Genomic DNA, 24238 nt, shown 5'->3' on the forward strand with positions numbered 1-24238 from the left:
CCCGAACCCACCCCCCGCCCCCTCCCCCGAAGGGGGAGAGGGGGAGGGGGCGGGGGAAGCCTCGGCCGGGCAGCCTCCGCGCAGCCGCGATCCGCGGCCTGCCGGACCCGCACCTCCGGGGATCATGGTCCGCCGGACCCCGCACCTCCGGGGGTCGTGGCCCGTCGGACCCCGCACCTCCGGGGTTTGTGGTCCGCCGGGCTGCGCGCCCGCGCCCCCAGGCACGCTTCGTACTGATCGTGGCCGGGGCGGCGTCGCTGTCGGTACCTCATGCGAGGATGAGGGAACCAGTGATCGCGGGCGGCAGCCAGCGCGTACGACCCGACATGGCGAGCCGGGCGGAAGGGACGGGCCGGGGTGAGCGACAACCAGAACCTGCTTGCGGAGCAGCGGCGTGCCCTGATTCTCGACGAGGTCAGGCGACGCGGCGGGGTGCGGGTCAACGAACTCACCCGCAAGCTGAGCGTGTCGGACATGACGGTCCGTCGCGATCTGGACGCCCTGGCGCGTCAGGGCATGGTCGAGAAGGTGCACGGCGGCGCGGTGCCGGTCAGTGAGCCGAGCACGCACGAGCCCGGCTTCGAGGCGAAGTCGTCGCTGGAGCTGAGCGCCAAGGAGGACATCGCCAAGGCGGCGGCCGAGATGGCCGCTCCGGGCAGCGCCATCGCGCTGGCGGGCGGCACGACCGCCTTCGCGCTGGCACAGCAGCTGCTGGAGGTCCCGGACCTGACGGTCGTGACGAATTCGGTTCGGGTGGCCGATGTCTTCTACACCGCGCAGCGGGCCGCTGCCAGTGGTGGCACGGCGCCGCGCGCCGGGGCCGCGACGGTGGTGCTGACGGGCGGGGTGCGTACGCCCTCGGACACGCTCGTGGGGCCGGTGGCGGACGCCGCGATCCGGTCGCTGCACTTCGATGTGCTCTTCCTCGGTGTGCACGGCATATCGGTGGAGGCGGGGCTGTCGACGCCGAATCTGGCGGAGGCCGAGACCAACCGGCACTTCGTACGGTCCGCGCGCCGGGTGGTGGTGGTCGCCGATCACACCAAGTGGGGCACGGTCGGGCTGAGTTCGTTCGCGACCCTTGATCAGGTCGATGTGCTGGTGACGGACGCGGGTCTGTCCGCCGGCGCGCGGGCGGAGTTCGCGGAGCTGCCGCCCGAGCTGGTGGTGGCGGGCGAGCAGCCGGTGGACACCGAACTCTGAACGAGGGGCGGCCCCGGCGGCCGGGGGCGGACGCGAGCGAGGGGCAGACACCTGACAGGGCGTCAGCTATGGTGAGGCGCGCCGGGGACGTGGACCCCGGCCCGTCGATCGTCCCGTAGGGGGTGCCCGTCCATGGCGCGCCGACTCCGCCCCGTCGAGCTCGAATTCGTCGAATCCGCCCCGCTGCGGCTGGTGTTCGCCGCGGAGGTGACCGCGCCGCCGAAAGCGGTGTATGCGGCACTGGCGGACGATGTGGCCGGCTGGTCGTCCTGGTTCACGGGCGTGGCGCGAGCGACGTCGACGCACGGCGGGCAGGGCCGGGAGGTACGGCTCACGGGCGGCACCCGGTTCACCGAGACGGTGCTAGCTGCCGAGCCGGACGAGCACTACGCCTATCGGGTCGACACCACCAACGCCCCTGGCCTGCGGGCCCTGTTGGAGGACTGGCGGCTGACGCCGGCAGCCGGCGGCGGCACCCGGCTGCGGTGGATGTTCGCGGCGGACGGCCCGGCGCCGTTCCGCTGGGCGCTGTTGCTCGCCAGGCCGGGCCTGGGCCGCGCCTTCCGGGAGTCGGCACGGACCCTGGACCACCGGCTCGGCAGAATCTGACACGGGTGACCGGATGACCGGGTGACCGGGACCGGGTGACCAAGTGAGGGGGAGGCCGGGGACCCGGAGAGCGGGTGACCTTGGCAATCCGGTCAGCCCGAGCGCCCCCAGCACCCCTCGCACGGGACCGGCCCCGGTTACCGGTCCCCCGCCGCGAGGACGCTCAGGCGGGCCAGGACCCGGTGGCCAGGAACTCCTCGATGGTGCGCGCGTACGGCGCGATGTCCAGGCCCTGGGAGGCCAGCCACTCGTCGGAGTAGTACTTGTCGAGGTAGCGGTCGCCGGGGTCGCAGAGGAGGGTGACGACGGACCCGGTGCGGCCCTCGGCGACCATCTCCGCGACGATCTTCAGGGCGCTCCACAGGCCCGTGCCCGTCGACCCGCCCGCCTTGCGGCCGATCGCCGCCTCCAGGGCGCGTACGGCGGCGATGCTGGCCGCGTCGGGGACCTTCATCATCCGGTCGATCGCGCCGGGGACGAAGCTCGGCTCCATCCGGGGCCGCCCGATGCCCTCTATGCGGGAGGCGGTGGCGCAGTCGGTCATGGCGTCGCCGGTGCGCCAGCCGTCGAAGAAGCAGGAGTTCTCCGGGTCGGGGACGCAGATCAGGGTGTCGTACTGCATGTAGTGGACGTAGCGGGCGATGGTCGCGGAGGTGCCGCCGGTGCCCGCGGTGGCCACGATCCAGGCCGGCTCGGGGTAACGCTCCAGCCGCAGCTGCTGGTATATCGACTCGGCGATGTTGTTGTTGCCGCGCCAGTCGGTGGCCCGTTCGGCGTAGGTGAACTGGTCCATGTAGTGCCCACCGGACTCGGCGGCGAGCCGTGCGGAGACCTCGTAGACGGTCCGTGGGTCCTGCACGAGATGGCAACGGCCGCCGTGGAACTCGATCAGCCGGGTCTTCTCGCGGCTGGTGGTGGCCGGCATCACGGCGATGAACGGCACCCCGATGAGCGAGGCGAAGTACGCCTCGGAGACGGCGGTGGAGCCGCTGGAGGACTCGATGACCGGCTTGCCCGGTCGGATCCAGCCGTTGCACAGCCCGTAGAGGAACAGCGAACGGGCCAGCCGGTGCTTGAGGCTGCCGGTGGGGTGCGTCGACTCGTCCTTGAGGTAGAGGTCGATGCCCCAGTCCTCGGGGAGCGGGAAGCGCAGGAGGTGGGTGTCGGCGGTGCGGTTGGCGTCCGCCTGGACCTTGCGTACGGCTTCTTTGAGCCAGCTTCGGTAGTCCGGATCCGAGCGGTCGACATCGATGGTCGGCATCGGGGCCCGGCCGGGGGCCTCGTCGGGCCGGCTCTGCGGCTGCTGTGCGGTGCTCACCGGCGCACTCCTCAGGGGTTTCGAGGCCCGTGCGCAACGCCGGGCCGATTCCGACTATAACCACCCTCCGCACCCTTCTCACCTGCATAAACATCGCTTTGAGAGACCCCAAGGCGACCCTGGGTCAGGGGCGTTGCGCGGGCCGCGCCGCTCGGGGCCACTGGTGCAGCGGGCGCTGTGGCGGCAAACTTCCCTCAAGGGGCGGTATGGGGAACTGCTCTTCTCATCGAGGGGAGGTGCCGGCCATGGCGGAGGCCGAATTCACCGCGACCGGCGTGCGGATCGAACGATGGCTGCGGTCCTTGACCCGCGCCGGACAGGTCGTCATCAGAGACGGCCGGCTGGCCCTGCTGACCAGCTACGGCACGGAGATCGACAGTGCTCCGTTGCAGGCCGTGGAGGCCCACAAGCCGCTGTTCGCGGCGCGGGACCGGGCGCTCGCCAGGCTCAACGGGAACCGCTATTCGCTGACTCTCGGCACCCCGGAACTCTTCTTCAAGGCCCTGGAAGCGGCACGTCCGCCACGTGGCTGAGGGCCCGCTCCGGCTGAGGAGTGCGGTTGCGTGAGCGCAGCGTCTGACTGACCCTGGACTCGTATCACCGAGGGTTCACCAGTGGTGACGCTGTGATGCAGCGGGCACCGCTGGCTCCGATCTTCGCCCCTGCCCGGTACGAGGGGCGCCCGGCCTCATCAGGGAGTCGCGGTCGTGATCAGGCAGCCCAGCAGGCATTGCACGGTGGAGCTCCAAGCCGTTCCGGCTCGCATCGGACACGTGCGCAGAATCATCTCCGCCCAGCTGCGGTACTGGCGTCTCGACGCCTTGATAGATCCCGCCGCGCTCGGGGTGACCGAACTCCTCGCCAACGTCCACCGGCACGCCCGCCCCAGCAAGCAGTGCACGGTCGAACTGTCCGTGCTCCTCGATCAGTTGACGGTCGCCGTGCACGACGAGGATCCGCGCCTGCCCCGCATCCGGGCCGCCGACAACTGGGAGACCTGCGGGCGCGGGCTGGCGCTGATCGCGGCGCTGAGCGAGAACTGGGGGATGCGGCCGGAGGGCGGGGGGAAGGTCGTGTGGTTCACCCTTCCGGCCCTGACGCCGGCCCCCGAGGAGGCCCGTGCGCTCCGCCCGCACTGGGAGCCGCTGCCCCTGGACGACGCCCGTACGGCGGCCGAGGCCCGCACGCGGGCGGGGGGCGCGACGGTTGGCTGACCGGACCCCGGATCCTGCTTCCACCGAGAGAGCAACACGCCTCCGGGGAAAGGGAGTCCGGGGACCGGTCCGGGCCGGGCGGGGCCCGTCGCGGTGACCCCTCATGCGGCTCTGCGCAGGGACTGTGCACGTACGGCCGCGACGCATGTGACTTGCCGGGGTGGCGTGCATCGCCGCGCTGCGCGGCTACACCGGACCGCCCTTGGGGCCGGCACCGCCGAAGTGTTCCTCCAGGACGGACATCCGGCGCCAGTACTCCTCCTCGTCGATCTCGCCGGCGGCGAAGCGCCGCCCGAGCACGGCGACCGGCGAGGGGACGTCGAGGCGGGCGGTGACCTGAGGACCACGGAACGGCCGGCCGGGGCCGCCGTGGCGCCACACGGTGCGGCGCAGCAGCGTCACCACACCGAAGATGACCAGCGCCCAGAGGGCGGGAACGAACAGGATCCAGGGGCCGGGACCGCCTCCGGACCAGGGGTCGGCGAGTGCGGGCATGGCAATCAGCTCCTCAGGAGGTCGGGGTCGGGTCGGATCAGCTCTGCGCTGACCCTTCCGAGCCTCGTCCACCGGCGGCCGTCAGTCGTCGTACGACCAGCGGCTTCGCCCGTACCCCGCGGGGAGTAGGCGGGAGGGCGCCGCTGCGCCGACCGGAGCGCGGAGGCCCGGCCGCTTGCCGGGCTCCACTGCCCGGACCGCGAGCCTTGAACTTTGTAACTACCAGTATGTACAGTGCGATCATGAGCACTGAAGAACGGCTCGGGACCCAGGAACGGCTGGTGCGCAGCACCCAGGAGCTGCTGTGGGAGCGGGGCTACGTCGGCACCAGCCCCAAGGCGATCCTGGAGCGTGCGGGCGTCGGCCAGGGCAGCATGTACCACCACTTCTCCGGGAAGTCCGCGCTCGCCCTGGCGGCGCTCCGGCGCACCGCGCAGACGATGCAGCAGACCGCCGAGGAGTGCCTGGGTGGCCCCGGCACGGCGTACGACCGCGTCGCGGCCTATCTGACGCGCGAGCGGACGGTGCTGCGGGGCTGCCCGATCGGCCGGATGACGCAGGACCGGGACGTGGTGCAGAACCCCGAACTGCGCACTCCGCTGGACCAGATGTTCGGCTGGCTCCGGGGCCGGATCGCCGACGTACTCGCCGAGGGGCAGCGGCGCGGTGAGCTGGCCGCAGGGCTGGATCCGGTGGCGACCGCGGCCACCGTCGCCGCCGTCGTCCAGGGCGGTTACGTCCTGGCCCGGGCGGCCGACGATCCGGCGCCGTTCGATGCCGCCGTCCAGGGCGTACTGGCGCTGCTCGCCACCCAGGTCACGCCCGGCGGGGCCACCGGCGACCGGGGCTGAGCCGCCCGGCGCAACAACCCTTCACCCCGTTCGTGTCATTGCCGGGCCGGCTGACGGCCGAGCCGGCGGCCACAAGGAGTTCATCACCATGGAGATCACCCGCGAGCGCCCCGCCGGTCGGCCGGGGCCGGCCGAGCACTTCACCGGCACGGTCCGGCTGCACGAGATCGCCGTCCCGCCGCCACCCTCCCGTCTGCGGATCTTCCGCGTCCACTTCGCGCCCGGCGCCCGCACCGCCTGGCACACCCATCCGCACGGCCAGGTCCTGCACGTCACCGAGGGCGCGGGTCTCGTTCAGCGCGCGGGTGGCCCGGTCGAGCCGATCCGTCCCGGGGACACCGTCTGGATCGCGCCGGGCGAGCGGCACTGGCACGGCGCCGGGCCGGACACCTTCATGACCCACCTGGCGACCGTCGAAGCCGCCGCCGACGGCACCACGACGGAGTGGGCCGAGCTGGTCGGCCCCCACGAGTACCCGGCTGACGCGGCTCCGGGCGACGAGTGACCCGGCGCTCCGGCGCTCGCCACGGCCCCCGCGCCGCCCTCGCCCCTCCCCCGCACCCCTAACGGAGTTCTGCCATGCACGCCATGCAGTACGCGCTCACCCTCCCCGCCGACTACGACATGGAGATCATCCGGCACCGTGTGAAGTCCCGGGGCCACCTCCTCGACGACTTCGAGGGCCTCGGCCTCAAGGCGTACGGGATCCGCGAGCGCGGGACCGACGGCTCGCCCGTCAATCAGTACGCGCCGTTCTATCTCTGGGCCGACCCCGCGGCCATGAACCGCTTCCTCCTCGGCGACGGGTTCCGGGGCGTGATCCGCGACTTCGGGCGGCCGGCCGTACAACACTGGCAGGGGCTCTTCCACCGGACCGGCCCGGCCGCCGGCCGTCTCCCGGGGGCCTTCTCGCGGCGCACGGAGGCCCTCCCCGAGGGAGCGGATCCGGCCACCGTCGTCGCGGACGCGGTGGCACGGCACCAGGAACTGGCCGCCACGGAAGGCGTCTTCGCCACCTCTCTCGCGCTCGATCCCCGCCACTGGGAGCTGGTCCACTTCACCCTCTGGGCGGACGCCGCCCCGGAGGACGCCGGTGACCGCTACCAGGTGCTGCATCTGTCCGCGCCGGGCCTCGACGGGCTGGGGGCGGGCCCCCAGTGGTGAGCGCCTCCGCCGCGGACCGGCCCGCGGGGCCGGCCGTACGTACCGTCCTCGGCGACCTCGACCCCGCGGCCCTCGGTGTCTGCGACGCGCATGACCACCTCTTCCTGCGCAGCCCCCGGCTACCGGGCCAGGAGCTGGCCGATGCAGCAGCGGCGGCCGCGGAACTGGCCGCGTTCCGTGCGGCGGGCGGCGCGTCGGTGATCCAGTGGACGCCGTACGGCATGGGCCGCCGCGCGAGCGAACTGCCGCGACTGGCACGGGAGTCGGGGGTACGGATCGTAGCCGCCACCGGGCTGCACCAGGCGGTGCACTACGCGCCCGAGGTGCTGGAACGGGTCCGGGCCGATCTCGCCGGGGTGTTCGTCAGCGAGCTGACCGAGGGCATCGGCGGGACGGGCGTACGGGCCGGAATGATCAAGGTGGCCGGGGGATTCCACGGTCTGGACCGGCACGCCCGGTACACGATGGCGGCCGCCGCCGAGGCCCAGCACGCCACCGGGGCGGCCATCGGCGTGCATCTGGAGCTGGGCACCGGCGCGCTGGACGTACTCGACCTGCTCTGCGGCGAGTTGGGGGTCGCGCCGGACCGGGTGATCCTCGGGCATCTCAACCGTTCGCCGGACGGCGTGGTGCACCGGAGGGCCGCCGAGGCCGGGGCGTATCTGGCCTTCGACGGCCCCTCGCAGGCCCATCATGCGACCGACTGGCGGCTGCCGGACGCACTGGCCGCGCTCACCGACGCGGGTTTCGGCGACCGGATCCTGCTCGGCGGCGACACCACCACGGCCGGCGCCCGGTCGGTGAACGGCGGCCCCGGTATGCCGTTTCTGCTGCGCCGCCACCGGGAGCGGCTGGAAATCGCCCTGGGCTCCTCCCTGGTGACGCAGTTTCTGACCGCCAATCCGGCCCGCGCCTTCGCCGCTGACTGGGCGCGTCCGGCGTCGGGGGCGCAGGTGAGCTGAGAGACGGCTGTCCCCGGTGCCCGGCCGCCCCTGATCCCGGCCGGGCGCCCCAGGGGCGGCCGGGGCCGCCCCTACCGCCCGACCACCGCCAGCGGGTCGTCCAGCACCGGCTGCCAGGCCAGTTCCGCCGCGCCGACCAGGCTGTTGTGGTCCAGGCTGCAGGGCAGGATCGGCACCCCGCCGCTGCGGCCCCACAGACTGCGGTCGGCGACCACCGCACGCAGCCGCTCCGGGTCGGCCTCCAGCAGGGCGCGGTGCAGCCCGCCGAGGATGATGCGGTCCGGGTTGAGGATGTTGACGAGTCCGGCGATGCCGAGACCGAGCCGGTCGATGAGCAGGTCGGCGGCGGCGCGTACGCCCGGGTCGGCGTACTCGTCGCGGAGCAGGTCGGCGGCCTGTTGGAGCAGCGAGACCTCGGGTCCCGGTTCGCGGCCCGCCGCGACGAGGAAGGCCAGCGGGTCGGCCTCGACGTCCAGGCAGCCGCGGCTGCCGCAGTGGCAGGGCGCGCCCTCGGGGTGCACCGTCAGATGGCCGACCTCCAGCGCCAGGCCCGAACTGCCGCTGTGCAGCCGCCCGTCCAGCACCAGCGCACCGCCGACGCCGCGGTGACCGGAGGCCACGCAGAGCAGGTCGCGGGCGCCCCGGCCGGCGCCGTGGCGGTGTTCGGCGAGGGCCATCAGGTTGACATCGTTGCCGGTGAAACCGATCTGCTCGGTGACGCCGGGGATGCCGGCGTCGGCGAGCGCGCGCAGGAAGAGTTCCCGTACGGGCGCGCCCGACGGCCAGGCGAGGTGCAGCGGGTTGAGGGCCTCGCCGTCCGGCTCCGCGACCGCGGACGGCACCGCGAGTCCGGCGCCCAGGCAGCGCCGGCCGGTCTCGCGCAGCAGGGTGGCGCCGGCCTCGACGACCTCGGCGAGGACGTGTGCCGGGTCGGCGGGGATGGTGCCGCAGCCGGGTGCGGTCGCCACGATGCGGCCGCCGAGGCCGACCAGCGCGGCGCGGTAGCCGTCGGCGTGGATCTGCGCGGCCAGTACGACCGGACCGTTCTCGGCGACGGACAGCCGGTGGGAGGGGCGCCCCTGGGAGCCGGCCGAGGCGGTGGGCCGCGAGTCGACGGTGATCAGGCCGAGCGCTTCGAGCTCGGCCGCCACCGCCCCCGCGGTCGCCCGGGTCACGCCGAGTTCCGAGGTCAGCACGGCACGGGTGGGTGCGCGGCCGGTGTGTACGAGCTCCAGTGCGGGTCCGAGGGCGCCACGGCCCCGCTCCAGCCTGGTTGTCCGAGTCTGGGTCACCCCTCTATTCTGGCTTTGTGCCGACGCTAAACAAAATACGGAGGGTCCTTACGCGGGACCAGGACTCCGTCACCCACGATCGACACTCCCGAATCCTCCCGAACCCCGCATACCTCACCCGACTCCGCATCGCCGTCACCGCGTTCTTCGCCATGGACGGCTTCCTCTTCGCCGGATGGGTCGTCCGCATCCCGGCGATCAAGGCGCAGACCGGCGCCGGCGCGGGCGCCCTCGGGCTCGCCCTGCTCGGCGTGTCGGCGGGCGCGGTCGCGTTCATGATGCTCACCGGACGGCTCTGCCGGCGGTTCGGCAGCCACGCCGTGACGACCGCCTCCGCGGCCGCCCTCGCCCTGAGCATCCTGCTGCCGCCGCTCACCCGCTCCGCGACCGCGCTGGGACTGGTCCTGCTGGTCTTCGGCGCCGCGTACGGCTCCCTCAACGTCGCGATGAACAGCGCCGCCGTCGATCTCATCGCCGCGCTGCGCCGGCCCGTGATGCCCAGCTTCCACGCCGCGTTCAGCCTCGGCGGCATGCTCGGCGCGGGCCTCGGCGGGCTGATCGCGGGCCGCCTCTCCCCCACCGTCCACCTGTCGTTGCTCGCCGCGATCGGGCTGCTGGCGACGGCCGTCGCGGGACGTACGCTGCACACCCACCCGGCCCCGACGGTGCCCGAGCGGATGCCCGCGGCACCGGACCACACCCGGGCCGCCCGGCCGGGCCGCGGGCGCCGACTGGTCCTGGTCTTCGGGCTGATCGCCCTGTGCACCGCGTACGGCGAGGGGGCGTTGGCCGACTGGGGCGCACTGCACCTGTCCCAGGACCTGGCCGCCGGGCCCGGCCTGGCCGCCGCCGGTTACGCGGTGTTCGCGCTGGCGATGACCGCGGGGCGGCTGTCCGGAACCGCGGTGGTGCAGCGCTTCGGAGCGGCCCGCGCGCTGATCGCGGGCGGGACGACGGCGGCCGCCGGCATGCTGCTCGGCGCGCTCGCCCCCACCGCCTGGGCGGCCTGCCTCGGCTTCGCCGTCGCGGGCCTGGGACTCGCCAACATCTTCCCGATCGCCATCGCCCGGGCCGGCGAGAGCGGCGGCGCGGACGGCGTCGCCGTCGCCTCGACGGTCGGCTACGGGGGCATGCTGCTCGGCCCGCCCGCCATCGGGTTCCTGGCCGAGGTCTGGAGCCTGCCCGTCGCGCTGACGACGGTCGCCCTGCTCGCCGCGACCGCGGCCGCCATCGCCTGCGCGACGCGCGGAGCCCACCACACGGGGCGGGCGTGACGCATCGGGCGGTCGTCACCCATCAGGCGGGCGTCACGCACCGGGCGGGCGTCACGCACCGGCGCATGCGCGGCCTCGGGCGCCGGTCCTGTGGGCACCGGCGCCTCCCCGCCGCCGTCGACTGTCAGTGGCGGCTGGCACACTCGTGGCATGGAGATCACTGAGTTCGTCGAAACGCTGCGACTGGACGGCAGCCTGCTCGCCGACGCCGCCGAGGAGGCAGGTCTGGACGCCTCGGTCCCGGCGTGCCCCGAGTGGCAGGTGCGGGACCTGGTCACCCACATCGGGCGGGTGCACCGCTGGGCGACGGAGATCGTGGCCCAAGGAGTGCAGCAGCCGAGCGGTCCCGCGGAGGCACCTGACCTGCCCGACGAGGAACTCATCAGCTGGCTGCGCGAGGGCCATCACCACCTCGTCCTCGCGCTGCACTCCGCCCCGCGGGACCTCGACGCCTGGGCGTTCCTGCCCGCGCCGTCCCCGCTGACGTTCTGGGCCCGCCGCCAGGCCCATGAGACGTCCGTGCACCGCGTCGACGCCCAGCAGGCGGCCGGTGCGTCACTCACTCCCCTCCCCACCTCCTTCGCCGCCGACGGCATCGACGAACTCCTGACGGGCCTTCACGCCCGCGACCGCAGCGGGATCCGTACGGACGTGCCGCGTACGCTCCGGCTGCGCGCGACCGACGCCCCGGACGCCGACTGGACGGTCCACCTCTCCGAAGCCCCGCCGCGGACGGTGCGCACCCCGGCCGACGCCGGCTCCCTCTCCGGCTCCGACTCCCCGGAGCAGGGCAAGCCCGTCGACTGCACGATCGAGGGGCCGGCCGAGGAGCTCTACCTCACCCTGTGGAACCGGCGCCCGTGGGACGCCTTGACGATCACCGGCGATCGTGAACTCCCTGAGCTGTGGCGGGAACGCGCCGGCGTCTGACGGCCCGCCCCGCCGGGGCATCCGTACGCCGGCCGGCCGGTCCCCGCTGACGGGCCGGCCGGCGCCCCGCTCACCACAGGGCCCGCCCCCGGCATACGGCCCGGCCGCCACCGCCCTGGGGTCAGCCCAGCCACCCCGGCCGTACGAGCCCCGACTCGTAGGCCAGGACGACGAGTTGGGCACGGTCGCGGGCGCCGAGTTTGACCATGGTGCGGCTGACGTGGGTCTTGGCGGTGAGCGGGCTGACGACCAGGCGGCGGGCGATCTCCTCGTTGGAGAGGCCGATACCGACCAGCGCCATCACCTCGCGTTCCCGTTCGGTCAGTCCGGCCAGGGCGCCGGCCGCGGCCGGCTCCTTGGAGCGGGCCGCGAACTCAGCGATCAGACGGCGGGTGACGCCCGGCGAGAGCAGCGCGTCACCCGCCACCACCGCGCGCACGGCCCGCAGGAGTTCCTCCGGTTCGGTGTCCTTGACCAGAAAGCCGGAGGCGCCGGAGCGGATCGCCTCGAAGACGTACTCGTCAAGCTCGAAGGTGGTCAGCATGACGACCTTCACCTCGGACAACTCGGGGTCCTCGGTGACCCGGCGGGTGGCGGCCAGGCCGTCCAGGACCGGCATGCGGATGTCCATCAGGACGACGTCCGGGCGGTGTTCGCGGACCGCGGCCAGCGTCTGCCGGCCGTCCGCGGCCTCGGCGACCACCTCGATATCGGGCTGGGCGTCGAGAAGCGCCTTGAACCCGGCCCGGACCAGCAGCTGGTCGTCCGCGAGCAGTACCCGGATCACGACTCCTCCTCGTCCCCCTCGGGGCCGGCGCCCCGGCCCACCGTATCCGCGCCCGGATCACCGCCCCGGCCCCCCGCGGTCCGCTTCCGCCACTCCGCCCCGGCCGCCGGCTCCGACTCCGCCGGCGCGGCCGCGCCCTCTTGCGTGTCGCCGCACCGTCGCGCGCCCGCCCCTGAGCCCGGGTCCGCTGCTGCGTCCGGGCCCAGTTGCCCGCCCGCGCCTCCTTGGCCCGCGGCGCCCGCTTGGCCCTCCGCACCCGCTTGGCCCTCCGCACCCGCTTGGCCCTCGGTTCGTACGTGGCCCTCCCCGCCCGCCCGGCTCTCCACGCCCGTTTGTGCCGGGGCCAGCGGGATACGGGCGCGGACGCGGAACCCGCCGTCCGGGCGCGGTCCGGCCTCCACCGTGCCGCCGAGCGCCGCGGCCCGCTCCCGCATACCGGCCAGGCCGTTGCCTCCGCCGGCCGGGCCGTCCGCGCCGGTGGTCGCCGGGCCGTCGTCGTCGACCCGGATCTCCAGGGCCGCGCGGGTGTGCCGCAGCAGGACCCGGGCAGTGCGCGAACCGGAGTGCCGAACGATGTTGGTGAGCGCCTCCTGGACGATGCGGAAGGCGGCGAGGTCGGTGCCGGGCGCAAGAGGTATGGGGGTGCCCTCGGTGGTGACGTCCACCGCGAGGCCGGCGCTCCGGGCCTGCTCGACGAGTTCGGGCAGCCGGTCCAGACCGGGCGCAGGAGACCGCGGGGCGTCGCCCGGGGTGCGCAGAGTGGCGAGGACCTGACGGACCTCGCCGAGCGCTTCCTTGCTCGCGGCCTTGATCGTGGTCAGCGCGGTGCGTGCCTGCTCGGGATCACTGTCGAGCAGCGCCAGACCCACGCCCGCCTGGACGTTGATGACGGAGATGCTGTGCGCGAGGACGTCGTGCAGTTCACGGGCGATCCGCAGCCGTTCCTCGTCGGCCCGGCGGCGTTCCGCGGCGGCCCGCTCGGCCCGCGCCTTCGCCAGCTGCTCCCGGCGCACCCGTACCAGCTCGGAGAGTGCCACCACCGCCACCACCCAGACCGTGACGACGATTTCCTGGTCCCACGGGGCGGGCCCGTCGTGCGGCGGCGGCAGCCACGGGTAGAGCCAGTGGGCGGCGAGCAGGTGGACGGCCCAGACGCCGCCCAGCGCGCACCAGGCCACCGCGCGGTGTCCCGCGAGGATCGCCGCAAAGGCGCCCAGCGCGAGGGTGAGGAAGACCGGCCCGTACGGGTAGCCGGCCACAAGGTAGGCGGCGGTCGCCGCGGCGGTACCGACGGCGACGGTGCGCGGGTAGCGGTGGCGGAAGAGCAGCAGGACCCCGCCGATGACGAGCAGCGCACGGCCGACGGACTCGAGCGGAATGCGGCCGTGCGCCTGGTTGTGCCCGGCGAAACCGGAGCCGACGGTCACGAAGACCGTGACGGCCAGCGTCGAGAGCCAGGGCAGGCGGGTGCGGTGCCCGCCGCGCGGCTTGCCGGGCGGGACCGACAGCCACCGCTCCCACACTGGGCCGAGGCAGCGCCGCGCCCACGGCGGCCGTGCGTTCTCCATGCCGTCACGCTAGACCGCGGCGCGGCGCGGCGGCGTCACCCGGACGCAGTGGCCGGCCGTACTCCCCCGGGAGTACGACGCCCGGGGCGGCCGGCGGGTCAGCGTGGTCGAGGCGGGTCAGCGTGCGCCAAGGCGATCCGTACGGCTCGGCGTGAGCCAAGGCCGTCCGTACGGCTCGGCGTGAGTCGGCGCAGTGAAGTCCGCTCAATCCGGCTCCGTGGCATCGGCACGGCCCAGCTGCTGGTGCACCACGGTTCAGTCGGGTCCATCGGGCCTGGTGGATCGGAGCGACCCAACCGGTCGACGCGGCTCGGTCGGGTCAGCGTGGGGTGTGCAGGCCGACACTGCGGGCGAGTTCGAGGACGGCCTGCTCGAAGAAGTCGGCACGGGCCTCGACCACCCGGTTGAACTGGCCGAAGAGCTCGAAACTGAGCAGCCCGAAGAGCTGCGCCCAGGCCCCGATGAGCCGCGCCAGCACGGCGGCGGGCAACTCCACCCCCAGTTCGGCACCGAGGGCCAGCGCATCAGCCACCACCGGGTCGGGCAGCGGTTCCGCGGGCTCCTTCAGGGCGCCGGCGGCGTGCGCGTCGCGGACGACGCCGATCAACGCGAGACCTACCCGCGCGGCGGCCTCCGTGGTGGTGCTGGGGGCACGGTAACCGGGGACGGGCGAGCCGTAGATCAGGGCGTACTCGTGCGGATGGGCCAGCGCCCAGTCGCGCACGCCGTGGCAAAGGGCCAGCCAGCGGGCCGCGGGACGCTTGGCCTCGGGGCCGCGGAGGGAGCCGAGGGCACTCTCCGCGGCCTCGCCGAGCGCGTTGTAGGCATCGATGATCAACGCGGTGAGCAGGTCGTCGCGACTCGGGAAGTAGCGGTAGAGGGCCGAGGAGGCCATACCGAGTGCGCGGGCGACGGCCCGCAGGGAGAGCTTGGCGGCGCCCTCCTCGGCCAGCTGCCGGCGGGCCTCGGCCTTGATGGCTTCGGTGATCTCGCCACGGGCCCGTTCCCTGGCGCCTCGGATCGCAGTCATGGCGAGCAGTGTGCCAGCTTCCGGAGCACCGCACAAAAACGAGAGCACTGCTCTTGCTTTGGCGCACCGCCCCCGTGCACACTGTTCTCAAGCGAGAGCAGTGCTCTCGAAACAAAGCACCGATCGCACAAATGAGCAGCGCACAACCACCTACGTCCAACCCCTGCGCCTCACCGCACCCCAACGCCCAAGGAGCCCACCCATGTCCCAGTACCTCAAGCCCAGTCGGTTCGCCGCCCGCCTCAACGGCCTCATCGGCTGGCTCGCCCGCCGCGGCATCAGCCTCGCCGGTTCCGCCGACCTCGCGGTCCGCGGCCGGAAGAGCGGCGAGTGGCGACGCGTCCCGGTCAACCCCATGACGTTCCAGGACGGCCGCTACCTCGTCTCGGCACGCGGCAACTCCGAATGGGTACGCAACCTGCGCGCCGCGGGCGGCGGCGAACTCCGCGTCGGCCGCCGCACCCGCCCCTTCACCGCCGTCGAACTGCCGCCGGCGGAGACCCCCGCGCTGCTGCGGGCCTACCTCGAACGCTGGGGCTGGGAGGTCAAGGCGTACTTCGGCGAGATCACCGCCACCTCCACCGACGACGAACTCCTCGCCGCGGCCCCTCGCCACCCCGTCTTCCGCATCGCCGAGTCCTGACAACTCCCGCCGCCCACCGCGGCCCCGAGCACCCAGCCCCCACGCTCTACCGAGCGCCCGCACCCCGGCGGACCGCCGCGCACCTGCAGGCCCATCTCGATGGGGTCCCGCGGCCCGGCCGGCTGCCACACCCCGGCGAGCTACCGCGCACCGACGACGGGGCACGTATCCCGACAAGCCCGCACAGCCGGCGAGCACGACGGTCACATACGGCCGGGCAGCTCACGTGCCTTGGCGGGACTACGACCCACCGATCGGCAAACTCCCCCAGCGGACCGCCACACACTGACGGGCTCCTGCCCCGGTGGGCTGCCACGTATCGACGCCGGACTCACGTATCGACGCCGGACTCACGTATCCCCGGCAACGAACCCGCGTACCCCGGGAGGCGACCCCGGACCGACGGACTCCGTCCCCCGGCGGGCCCCCAGACACCAGCGGAGTCCGGCACCCCGGCGGCACCGCAACCCACTGACCAGAACAGCACCCCCACCTTGTTCCCCGGCCCAGGCAGCCACCCGGCCGGGGGACATGTACCGGCGGGCTCCCGCACCCCCACGGGACTGCAAACCACCGAACGGCCAACTCCCCCAGCGGCCTGCCACGCACAGGAGGGCCCGTACCCCGGGGGGTGCCACGCACCGACGACGAGCTCACACATCTCGACGCGCCCGCACACCCCGAGGGGCGGCCACATCCGGCCAGCTACCCGGCGGGCCACCACGACACCGAGGGCCCCACATCCCGGCCGACTGCCACGCACCGACGACAGACTCATGCGCCCCAACCGGCCCGCGCACTCAGCGGGGCGGCCACACAGGACGGGCTCACGCGTCCGCCGGGCCGCCCCGCACCCACCAGCTTCCGCACCCAGCGGGCCCGCCGCCACTTCCCACACGGGTCGCCACAAACGCGGCGGACTTCCACGCACTGGCGGGCCCCCGGTACAAGCGGCACCGCAAACCACCGACCGGGCCAGCCCCCAACCCTGCTCCCGGCCCGGCCAGCCAGCCGGCCATCCGCCCCCTCCCGACCATCCGGCCGGGTTCTCACGCCCGGTCCATGGCCTCCAGGGCCCGGCGGGCGACGCCGTTCGTGCGGACGAGTTCGGCGAGCGTGGTCGTGCCGCGGGTGATCTTGGCGAAGGCGTGCCAGGCCGGGCGGAAGCCGGTGATGGCCGCGTGCATCATGCCGGGGCGGCGGGAGAAGACCTTGAGCATGCGGCGGCCGACGCCCATCTCCACGCCGAGGCCCGCCTTGATGGCGAAGGCGTAGTTGAGGGCCTGACGGCGCGCGTCGACGGCGTCATGGGCCTCGGAGACCCGCACCGCCCACTCACCGGCGAGCCGCCCGGACCGCAGCGCGAAGGAGATGCCCTCCCGCGTCCACGGCTCCAGCAGCCCGGCCGCGTCGCCGCACACCAGCACCCGGCCGCGGGAGAGCGGCGAGTCGTCGGCGCGGCAGCGCGTCAGGTGGCCGGAGGAGATGCTCGGTTCGAAGCCCGCCAGGCCCAGGCGGCCGATGAAGTCCTCGAGGTAGCGCTTGGTCGCCGCGCCCTCGCCGCGCGCGGAGATCACGCCGACGGTGAGCGTGTCACCCTTGGGGAAGACCCAGCCGTAGCTGCCCGGGAGCGGCCCCCAGTCGATGAGCACCCGGCCCGCCCAGTCCTCGGCGACCGGCTCCGGCACCGGGATCTCCGCCTCCAGCCCCAGATCGACCTGGTCGAGCTTGACGCCGACGTGTGCTCCTATACGGCCCGCGCTGCCGTCCGCGCCGACCACGGCGCGCGCCAGCACCACCTCACCGTCGCCCAGTACCACCGCGACGGTGCGCCGGTCCGGCACCTCGGCGCCGTGCTGTTCGACCCGCGAGACCGAGACGCCCGTACGGACCGTCGCGCCCGCGTCCTTGGCCGACTCGACCAGCCGGGCGTCGAACTCCGGGCGGTTGATCAGGCCGAAGAGCATGTTCCTGGAGCGGCGGGTGCGGGTCAGCCGGCCGTTCAGCGAGAACGTCACGGCATGCACCCGGTCACGCAGCGGCAGGTCGAAGCCGGGCGGCAGCGCGTCCCGCGAGGGGCCGATGATGCCGCCGCCGCAGGTTTTGTACCTGGGCAGTTCCGCCTTCTCCAGGAGCAGGACCCGGCGTCCCGTACAGGCCGCGGCATGCGCGGCCGAGGCTCCCGCAGGCCCCGCGCCCACCACCACGACGTCCCACACCTGCTGCTTGTCCTCCGCTGCCCGCTCGCTGCTCACCTGTGCTTCTGCTCCCGTTCGATGGCTGGCTGCGCGTACCGCCCGCATCCTACGGGCCGCTGTTCCGCGAACCGCCTGTGGGAAGATCGGGGGCACTCATGCCCGTACGTCCGGCCCGTCCGGCTCACGAGGCCCGGACGGTCCCGTACTGCACAACGCCGCGCCCACAAGGAGCGTTCCATGTCAGACAGCCCGCTCGCCGATACCGTCGCCGCGCTTCAGCCCCGCGCCAGGACCGAGCTGGCCGAGCTGGTGGCCTTCAAGTCGGTGGCCGACCCGGCCCAGTTCCCCAAGAGCGAGTGCGAGGCGGCCGCCGGCTGGGTCGCCGGCGCCCTTCGTGCGGACGGCTTCCAGGACGTGGCGCTGCTGGACACCCCGGACGGCACCCAGTCCGTGTACGGCTTCCTGCCCGGCCCGGCCGGCGCCCCGACGGTACTGCTGTACGCGCACTACGACGTGCAGCCGCCGCTGGACGAGGCCGCCTGGGTCTCCCCGCCGTTCGAGCTGACCGAGCGCGACGGCCGCTGGTACGGCCGCGGCGCCGCGGACTGCAAGGGCGGACTGATCATGCATCTGACGGCGCTGCGCGCGCTGAAGGAGCACGGCGGGGTGCCGGTCAACGTCAAGGTGATCGTGGAGGGTTCGGAGGAGCAGGGCACCGGCGGCCTGGAGCGCTACGCCGAGGCGCACCCGGAGCTGCTGGTCGCCGACGCCATCGTCATCGGCGACGCCGGCAACTTCCGGGTCGGGCTGCCGACGGTGACCGCGACGCTGCGCGGGATGACCCTCGTCCGCGTCCAGGTCGACACCCTGGAGGGCAATCTGCACTCCGGCCAGTTCGGCGGGGCGGCCCCGGACGCGCTGGCGGCGCTGATCCGGATCCTGGACTCGCTGCGCGCCGAGGACGGCTCGACGACGGTGAACGGGCTCAGCTCGGACGCCTCCTGGACGGGCCTCGCGTACCCCGAGGAGGACTTCCGCAAGGACGCCAAGGTGCTGGACGGGGTCGAGCTGATCGGCAGCGGTTCCGTCGCCGACCGGATCTGGGCCCGCCCGGCCGTCACGGTGCTGGGCATCGACTGCCCGCCGGTGGTCGGCGCCACGCCGTCCGTGCAGGCGGGCGCGCGGGCGCTGGTGAGCCTGCGGGTGCCGCCGGGCACCGACGCCGCGGCGGCGACGAAGCTGCTGGCCGCCCACCTGGAGAACGCGGCCCCGTGGGGCGCGCGGGTCGCGGTGGAGCAGGTCGGGCAGGGCCAGCCGTTCCGCGCGGACACCAGCAGCCCGGCGTACGCGTCGATGGCGTCAGCGCTGCGGGAGGCGTACGACGGCGAGGAGATGCAGACGGCCGGTATGGGAGGCTCCATCCCGCTCTGCAACACCCTGGCCGGCCTCTACCCGGACGCGGAGATCCTCCTGATCGGCCTGAGCGAGCCGGAGGCCCAGATCCACGCGGTCAACGAGAGCGTCTCGCCGCAGGAACTGGAACGACTGTCGCTGGCGGAGGCGCTGTTCCTGCGGCGCTACGCGGAGCGCGGCTGAGCTTCCCACGTTTTCGGCTTTCCCGCCGTGGTGGCTTGCCGCCGTTGCGCCTGCGGCGGGCTAGGTGGGTGTCGGGTGCGGTGCCGGCCCTCCAGACTTCGTCCTCCGGTCCAGCCCCTCCCGTAGTGGGTGAGAAAAGGCCGGTGGGGGCGAGCGTCAGTAACAACGTTCGCCCCCACCGGCCTTTAACTTTTCCCTCCCACGGGAGGGGACGGGCCGGAGGGGCCTGTTGTGTGGACGTAAAGCGAAGCAGTCCACACAACAGGCCCCGGAGGTCCGTCACCGCACCCACAACAACCCAGCCCGCCGCAGGCGCAACGGCGAGAAACCACCACGGCGGGACGGACAACAACGTGGGCGGCACCGCAAAGCGCAACTCACCCCACAGGAACCCCCGCCTCCAGGTTCAGCGGGCACCCCCGCTCGCGGGCGCGGAGCGCCCATCGGAGGCGGTTCCAGCGGACCGGTGGCAGCATGCGTTCCGCCTCGGCCTCGGTGACGAAGCGCCAGTCGCGCAATTCCGCGTCGGGCAGCAGGAGTTTGCTGATCCGGTCGTCGGTCAGGGTGCCGCCGTCGTAGAGGAGGCGGAGGCCGCCGTAGCCGGGCGGTTGCGGCGCTTCCCAGTCGAGTACCAGGAGCCGGGGGGCGCGCGGCAGTTCGATGCCCAGTTCCTCGGCGACCTCCCGTACGCCGGCGTGGCCGGGGGCCTCTCCGCGTTCGACGATGCCGCCGGGGAACTCCCAGCCGGCCTTGTAGGTGGGGTCGACGAGCAGCACCCGGTCCTGGTCGTCGAAGAGCAGCACGCCGGCGGCGAGGGTCTCGGCGGTCGGTTCGGGGGTCTGCACGATCTCGCAGGCGCCGGCGCCGCTGCGGACGGCCTCGGCGACCCGCTCGGCGGTCTGCCGGGGCGTGAGGCGACTGGTGTCCACGACGTGCGCGTCGCCCTTCAGCCAGGACAGCGCGTCGGTGTACGGCTCGAGGTGGGCGAGGCTCCAGCGGCGGACCTGGTCGTGGGCAGCGGCGTCGGCGGGGGGCTGCTCCCGCTGGGCTATACGCTGCCGAAGGATCGTTTCCTCCGCATGCAGCAGGACATGGCGCACGGGTATGCGGCGGGCGGCGAGGGAGCCGAAGATCTCGTCGCGGTACTCCTGGCGCAGCAGCGTCATCGGGGTGATCAGCGGGCCGGGCACTTCGGTGAGCAGTGCCGCTGCGGTGTCCACGACCATCCGCCGCCAGGAGGGCAGGTCCTGGTAGTCGTCGACCTGCTCGAACCGTTTGGCCGGCAGCATCAACCGCAGTCCGCTGCCGAGGAGTTCGGGGTCGTAGAGCGTGCTTCCGGGAAGCAGGTCGAGCAATTCTTGAGCCGCAGTGGTCTTGCCCGCACCGAACGTGCCGTTCAGCCAGACGATCACGGTTTCCCCTCTTCCCTAGACCCAGGTGAGTTGCCCGCAACACCCTGCCACGGAAACGCTCGGGACCACGGGCCGCGCGCACACCGGGTAGTTGCGCATTCGACGACCGGTACGGCCAGGGCGGTTTCGCGCACCCTTGGGCCCACCGTTCGTGACATGCCTCGCGAGGGGGAGGCATGTCTTGTGTCCCCCGCCGCGACGTCCCCGGCAAACAAGCGCTCCCCCGCCCCTCCCGTACCGAAACCCTCACCCGCATACCGGGTGTCGGTCAGCGCGTCGGCACGGGGGAATCCGCATATGACGGCGGCTCATCGTGCCGGGCCAGGGGGCATTGGGACGCGCTCCGTCACCCCTTGCTCGCCCCGAGAGTCAGTCCGGCGATGAAATGCCGTTGCAGGAGCAGAAAGACCAGGATCGTGGGCAGTGCGACGAGGACGGATCCCGCGGCGAGCAGGTTGTAGTCGGTGAAGAATTGCCCGCGCAGATTGTTCAGTGCCGAGGTGACCGGGAGTTTGTCGCCTTCGGAGAGGAACACCAGCCCCCAGAGGAAGTCGTTGTACATCCAGGTGAATTGCAGGGTGCCGAGAGCGGCGAGTGCGGGCCGGCAGAGGGGAAGGGTGACGCGCCAGTACTGCGCCCATACGCCCGCGCCGTCGACGATCGCGGCCTCCAGGATTTCGCGGGGCAGCGTACGCATGAAGTTGGCCAGTACGAAGACGCAGAAGCCGAGTTGGAAGGCGACCTGTACGGCGATGACGGCCCAGAGGGAGTCGTACATCGTCAGGGAGTCGGACATCCAGTACGGCAGCGGGATCTTGTTGAAGAGAACGTAGAGCGGAGTGACGATCACCTGCTGGGGCAGCAGGTTTCCGGCGGTGAAGACCATCAGCAGGACGATTCCGCCGCGGATCCGGAGCCGGGAGACGGCGAAGGCCACGAACGAGGCCAGGAAGAGCGTGAGCAGAACGCCGGGGACAGCGATGACGAGCGAATTCAGGAAGTACTTGCTCATGCCGGAGTCGACAAAGGCTTGCTTGTAGTAGTCGAAGGAGAGGTGGCGCGGGAGGGAGAAGTAGCCGTGGGCGGCGGTCTCTTCGTAGGGGCGGAGCGAGGCGTAGACGGCGAGCAGCAGCGGGGCGAGAAAGGCCAGCGAGACGGCGGTGAGAAAGAGGTGGACGCCGAACCGTCCGCGGCGGCGGGCCGGCGGGGCGCTCAGGGCGGCGGGTGCGGTCATCGCTGCTCTTCCCCTCGCAGTTCCTGGACGAGATAGGTCACGATGAATCCCAGCGAGACCAGCAGCAGGATCACCGCAATCGCCGAGCCGAATCCGATCCGGCCGGCCTCCCCGATGATGTTGTCGGTCACCAGCACGGACAGCAGTTCCAGGCCGTTGCGGCCCTTGTTGACGGCGTAGACGATGTCGAAGGCGCGCAGCGATTCGATGACGGTGATGACGCCGACGATGACGTTCACCGGGCGCAGGGTGGGCAGCACCACCCGGAAGAAAGCCTGCCGTTCGCTCGCGCCGTCGATGGCGGCGGCCTCTTTGAGGCTGGGATCGACGGATTTCAGGCCGGCGAGATAGAGAATCATGACGTAACCGGTGTGCCGCCAGCAGGCGGCGAGCAACACCATCCAGATATTGATCCCGGGGTCGCCCAGCCAGTCGGTGGGATTCTTGCCGCCGAGCACGGCGTTCAGCGCGCCCTGGTCCCTGGAGAGGAGCAGCTGGGCGATGAACCCGACCACGGCGAGCGAGAGCACCACCGGCATGTAGAGCGTCGACTGGTAGAAGCGGCTGAAGCGGACGCCGCGGTCGATGAGGACGGCGAGCAGCAGGCCGAAGGGCGCGGCGAGCAGTCCGAGGAAGGCCAGCCACAGCAGGTTGTGGCGGACCGCCGGCCAGAATTGCGGATAGCTGGTGAAGAGGTCGTCGTAATTCTTCAGGCCGACCCATCGGATGTCGCCGACCCCGTCCCAGGTGGTGAAGGACAGGCCGACCGAGGCCAGCGTCGGGCCCCAGATCAGGGCGAGGTCGAGCAGGATCGGTATGCCCAGCAGCACGCCGAGGAGGACGAGGTCGCGGCGGGTGTAGCGCCGCGCTCCCGGTCGTCCGGCGCGCCGCGCGGGGGATTTCGGCACGGCGGTTCGCTCCCCGTCAGTCACGGCGGTGGTCCGGCGGTGCACAGGTGTGCCGGTCATGTGGTGTGGCGCTCATCCGGCGGCGAAGATCTGCTTCTTCTGGCGTTCGATGTCGTTGACCAGGCCGTTGATGTCGTCCGGCTTGTTGAGGAACTGCTGGATCGCCTGGATCATCACGGTCGAGGCGAAATCGGGCCGGGTGTCGCGGTCCATGAACTGGGATATCTGCTTGGCCCCGGCGACGAGTTGCACGGCCTTCTTCTGCAGCGGGGTGTAGGCGGCGGTGTCGGCGCCGCTGTTGACCGCGATGTTGTTGGGGTCGGACGCGAGGTAGATGTCCTCCGCGTGCGGGGTGGCGAGGAACTTCAGCAGGTCTTGCGCGCCTTCCTTGTCCTTCGCCTTCTTCGACATCAGGAAGCCGTCGATCGGTGCCTCGACCGCGTCCTGCCCGTGCGCCGGGTCGATTTCCGGGAAAGGGAAGAAGTCCAGATCGGCGCGGTCGGCGACGCTGAACTGCTGGCCGGGGTGCGGCAGTCCGAGCACGGTCATCCCGGCCTTCTTCTGCGCGAGGGTCTGTGCCGCCTCCTGCCAGGTCCGCCCGTTGGCGCCTTGCTGGTGGTACGGCAGCAGCCCGCGCCACAGGTCGAATACCTGCTTGACCTGCGGGCTGTTCCAGGCTTTCTGTCCGCTCATCAGCGCGATGTGGAAGTCGTAGCCGTTGGCGCGCATGTTGAGATAGTCGAAGGTGCCCATGGCCGGCCAGCCGTCCTTGTCGCCGAAGGCGAACGGCACCAGCCCGTCCTTCTGCATCTGCTTGGCGAGTGCCCGGTACTCGTCGAAGGTCCTGGGGACCTCGTATCCCTTGGCCCGGAACACGCTCTTCCGGTGGAAGACGGCCCACGGATAGTAGTAGTACGGCACCAGGTACTGCTTGCCGTCCCGGCCGGTGGACTGCTTCTTCAGCGCGTCGGAGAATCCGTGGAAGTTCCGCCAGAGGTCGCTGATGTCGGAAAGCAACCCCTTCTGCGCGAAGTACTGCATGCGGTTTCCGGCGAACCACATGAAGACATCGTCCGGGGAGCCCTGGAGATAGCGGTTGATGTTCTCCTGGAAGCTCTCGTGATGGACGGTGTTGACCCGGACCGTCTTCTTGGACTTCTTCTCGTACGCCTTGAATGCCGCCGCGAACGCCTTCTTCGGCACCGCGTCCGAGGCGTTGGAACCCATCGTGACGCCGCTGGGGCCGCTGTCGCAGGCGGTGAGCAGGGACGGGAGGGCGACGGCCCCCGCACCGAGCGCCGCGCCCCTCAGCAGGGAGCGGCGGGACATCCGACGTCCTGCCGCTTCCCCGTGCGCCTCCGAGCCACTGAACGTTGACTGGACCATGACCCCTCCTCAGGGATGGAACCAAACAGAACCGAACGCGAGTGGTGGGATCTCACTCCGAACAGCAGGTCGCGTCAAGTGTTTTGGCAGGCGCGGGCCGAACCGTTACCGCTCCTCTTCCAACAGACTCCAACAAGCCCTACCGTAAACACTCGCCAGTGACA

The 24238-nt window shown here is 72.3% G+C and carries 22 protein-coding genes and 1 pseudogene; 12 read left to right on the forward strand and 11 right to left on the reverse strand.

Going from position 1 to position 24238, the window contains the following annotated elements; genetic code table 11:
* Positions 1–357 precede the first annotated feature (357 nt).
* A complete protein-coding gene (locus OO62_RS34370) occupies positions 358–1203 on the forward strand; it encodes a DeoR/GlpR family DNA-binding transcription regulator (RefSeq protein WP_033271636.1) in 846 nt (281 codons plus the stop codon).
* Positions 1204–1335: 132 nt separating this feature from the next.
* Positions 1336–1812: an SRPBCC family protein gene (locus tag OO62_RS34375; protein WP_033271637.1), complete on the forward strand. Its 477-nt coding sequence runs from the start codon at positions 1336–1338 to the stop codon at positions 1810–1812.
* Positions 1813–1975: 163 nt separating this feature from the next.
* Here the strand turns inward: OO62_RS34375 and OO62_RS34380 are convergent, their stop codons facing one another.
* Positions 1976–3073: a PLP-dependent cysteine synthase family protein gene (locus tag OO62_RS34380; protein ID WP_033271656.1), complete on the reverse strand. Its 1098-nt coding sequence runs from the start codon at positions 3071–3073 to the stop codon at positions 1976–1978.
* A 302-nt stretch (positions 3074–3375) separates the two neighbouring features.
* On the opposite strand from OO62_RS34380, the gene OO62_RS34385 reads away from it, so the two are divergent.
* Together OO62_RS34385 and OO62_RS34390 are read left to right on the forward strand one after the other, a co-directional pair.
* Entirely contained in the window at positions 3376–3663 is a 288-nt protein-coding gene (locus OO62_RS34385) for a hypothetical protein (RefSeq protein WP_033271638.1), read from the forward strand.
* Between the two features lie 174 nt (positions 3664–3837).
* Positions 3838–4344 carry an ATP-binding protein gene (locus tag OO62_RS34390; protein WP_033271639.1) on the forward strand — a complete coding sequence of 169 codons (507 nt, stop codon included), beginning with the start codon at positions 3838–3840 and terminating at the stop codon, positions 4342–4344.
* Positions 4345–4530: 186 nt separating this feature from the next.
* Here OO62_RS34390 and OO62_RS34395 read toward each other — a convergent pair whose 3' ends face one another.
* A complete protein-coding gene (locus tag OO62_RS34395; RefSeq protein WP_033271640.1) occupies positions 4531–4839 on the reverse strand; it encodes an SHOCT domain-containing protein in 309 nt (102 codons plus the stop codon).
* A 242-nt stretch (positions 4840–5081) separates the two neighbouring features.
* Here OO62_RS34395 and OO62_RS34400 point away from each other — a divergent pair, with 242 nt between their 5' ends.
* From OO62_RS34400 to OO62_RS34415, 4 genes are all read left to right on the forward strand, one after another.
* Positions 5082–5690: a TetR/AcrR family transcriptional regulator gene (locus OO62_RS34400; RefSeq protein ID WP_033271657.1), complete on the forward strand. Its 609-nt coding sequence runs from the start codon at positions 5082–5084 to the stop codon at positions 5688–5690.
* Between the two features lie 88 nt (positions 5691–5778).
* Entirely contained in the window at positions 5779–6195 is a 417-nt protein-coding gene (locus OO62_RS34405; protein WP_033271641.1) for a (R)-mandelonitrile lyase, read from the forward strand.
* Positions 6196–6269: 74 nt separating this feature from the next.
* Positions 6270–6854 (forward strand): DUF4865 family protein, encoded by a 585-nt coding sequence (locus OO62_RS34410; protein ID WP_033271642.1) that lies wholly within the window; start codon positions 6270–6272, stop codon positions 6852–6854.
* Positions 6851–7816 carry a phosphotriesterase family protein gene (locus tag OO62_RS34415; protein WP_033271658.1) on the forward strand — a complete coding sequence of 322 codons (966 nt, stop codon included), beginning with the start codon at positions 6851–6853 and terminating at the stop codon, positions 7814–7816. Before OO62_RS34410 ends, OO62_RS34415 begins: the two co-directional genes overlap by 4 nt.
* A 71-nt stretch (positions 7817–7887) precedes the next feature.
* Here OO62_RS34415 and OO62_RS34420 read toward each other — a convergent pair whose 3' ends face one another.
* The gene (locus OO62_RS34420) at positions 7888–9108 is read right to left on the reverse strand and encodes an ROK family protein (RefSeq protein WP_033271643.1); all 1221 of its coding nucleotides are present in this window, start codon (positions 9106–9108) and stop codon (positions 7888–7890) included.
* 17 nt (positions 9109–9125) lie between these two features.
* On the opposite strand from OO62_RS34420, the gene OO62_RS34425 reads away from it, so the two are divergent.
* Positions 9126–10382, forward strand: a complete 1257-nt coding sequence (locus tag OO62_RS34425; protein WP_248782310.1) for an MFS transporter — start codon at positions 9126–9128, stop codon at positions 10380–10382.
* A gap of 150 nt (positions 10383–10532) precedes the next feature.
* Entirely contained in the window at positions 10533–11312 is a 780-nt protein-coding gene (locus tag OO62_RS34430; protein WP_033271645.1) for a maleylpyruvate isomerase family mycothiol-dependent enzyme, read from the forward strand.
* 121 nt (positions 11313–11433) lie between these two features.
* Here OO62_RS34430 and OO62_RS34435 read toward each other — a convergent pair whose 3' ends face one another.
* The 3 genes and pseudogenes from OO62_RS34435 to OO62_RS34445 form a co-directional block, all read right to left on the reverse strand.
* Positions 11434–12099, reverse strand: coding sequence for a response regulator transcription factor (locus OO62_RS34435; protein WP_033271646.1), 666 nt, complete (start codon positions 12097–12099; stop codon positions 11434–11436).
* A gap of 341 nt (positions 12100–12440) precedes the next feature.
* Positions 12441–13667: pseudogene (locus tag OO62_RS34440) on the reverse strand (sensor histidine kinase); the annotation flags it as partial.
* A 319-nt stretch (positions 13668–13986) separates the two neighbouring features.
* On the reverse strand, positions 13987–14697 hold the full coding sequence (locus OO62_RS34445) for a TetR/AcrR family transcriptional regulator (RefSeq protein ID WP_033271647.1): 711 nt from the start codon (positions 14695–14697) through the stop codon (positions 13987–13989).
* A gap of 202 nt (positions 14698–14899) precedes the next feature.
* Here OO62_RS34445 and OO62_RS34450 point away from each other — a divergent pair, with 202 nt between their 5' ends.
* Positions 14900–15340, forward strand: coding sequence for a nitroreductase family deazaflavin-dependent oxidoreductase (locus OO62_RS34450; RefSeq protein WP_033271648.1), 441 nt, complete (start codon positions 14900–14902; stop codon positions 15338–15340).
* A 1049-nt stretch (positions 15341–16389) separates the two neighbouring features.
* Here the strand turns inward: OO62_RS34450 and OO62_RS34455 are convergent.
* The gene (locus OO62_RS34455) at positions 16390–17595 is read right to left on the reverse strand and encodes a geranylgeranyl reductase family protein (protein ID WP_033271649.1); all 1206 of its coding nucleotides are present in this window, start codon (positions 17593–17595) and stop codon (positions 16390–16392) included.
* Positions 17596–17775: 180 nt separating this feature from the next.
* Between OO62_RS34455 and OO62_RS34460 the strand changes: the two genes are divergently transcribed.
* The gene (locus tag OO62_RS34460) at positions 17776–19134 is read left to right on the forward strand and encodes a dipeptidase (protein WP_033271650.1); all 1359 of its coding nucleotides are present in this window, start codon (positions 17776–17778) and stop codon (positions 19132–19134) included.
* A 377-nt stretch (positions 19135–19511) separates the two neighbouring features.
* Here OO62_RS34460 and OO62_RS34465 read toward each other — a convergent pair whose 3' ends face one another.
* From OO62_RS34465 to OO62_RS34480, 4 genes are all read right to left on the reverse strand, one after another.
* Positions 19512–20546 (reverse strand): NUDIX hydrolase, encoded by a 1035-nt coding sequence (locus tag OO62_RS34465; RefSeq protein ID WP_033271651.1) that lies wholly within the window; start codon positions 20544–20546, stop codon positions 19512–19514.
* A gap of 346 nt (positions 20547–20892) precedes the next feature.
* Positions 20893–21780, reverse strand: a complete 888-nt coding sequence (locus OO62_RS34470) for a carbohydrate ABC transporter permease (RefSeq protein WP_033271652.1) — start codon at positions 21778–21780, stop codon at positions 20893–20895.
* Complete coding sequence (locus tag OO62_RS34475) at positions 21777–22688, reverse strand: carbohydrate ABC transporter permease (protein WP_033271660.1); 912 nt, start codon at positions 22686–22688, stop codon at positions 21777–21779. Before OO62_RS34475 ends, OO62_RS34470 begins: the two co-directional genes overlap by 4 nt.
* Before the next feature lie 72 nt (positions 22689–22760).
* The gene (locus OO62_RS34480; RefSeq protein ID WP_033271653.1) at positions 22761–24017 is read right to left on the reverse strand and encodes an ABC transporter substrate-binding protein; all 1257 of its coding nucleotides are present in this window, start codon (positions 24015–24017) and stop codon (positions 22761–22763) included.
* Positions 24018–24238: the final 221 nt, after the last annotated feature.

Source organism: Streptomyces lydicus, from assembly GCF_000717345.1.
Lineage (GTDB): Bacteria > Actinomycetota > Actinomycetes > Streptomycetales > Streptomycetaceae > Streptomyces > Streptomyces lydicus.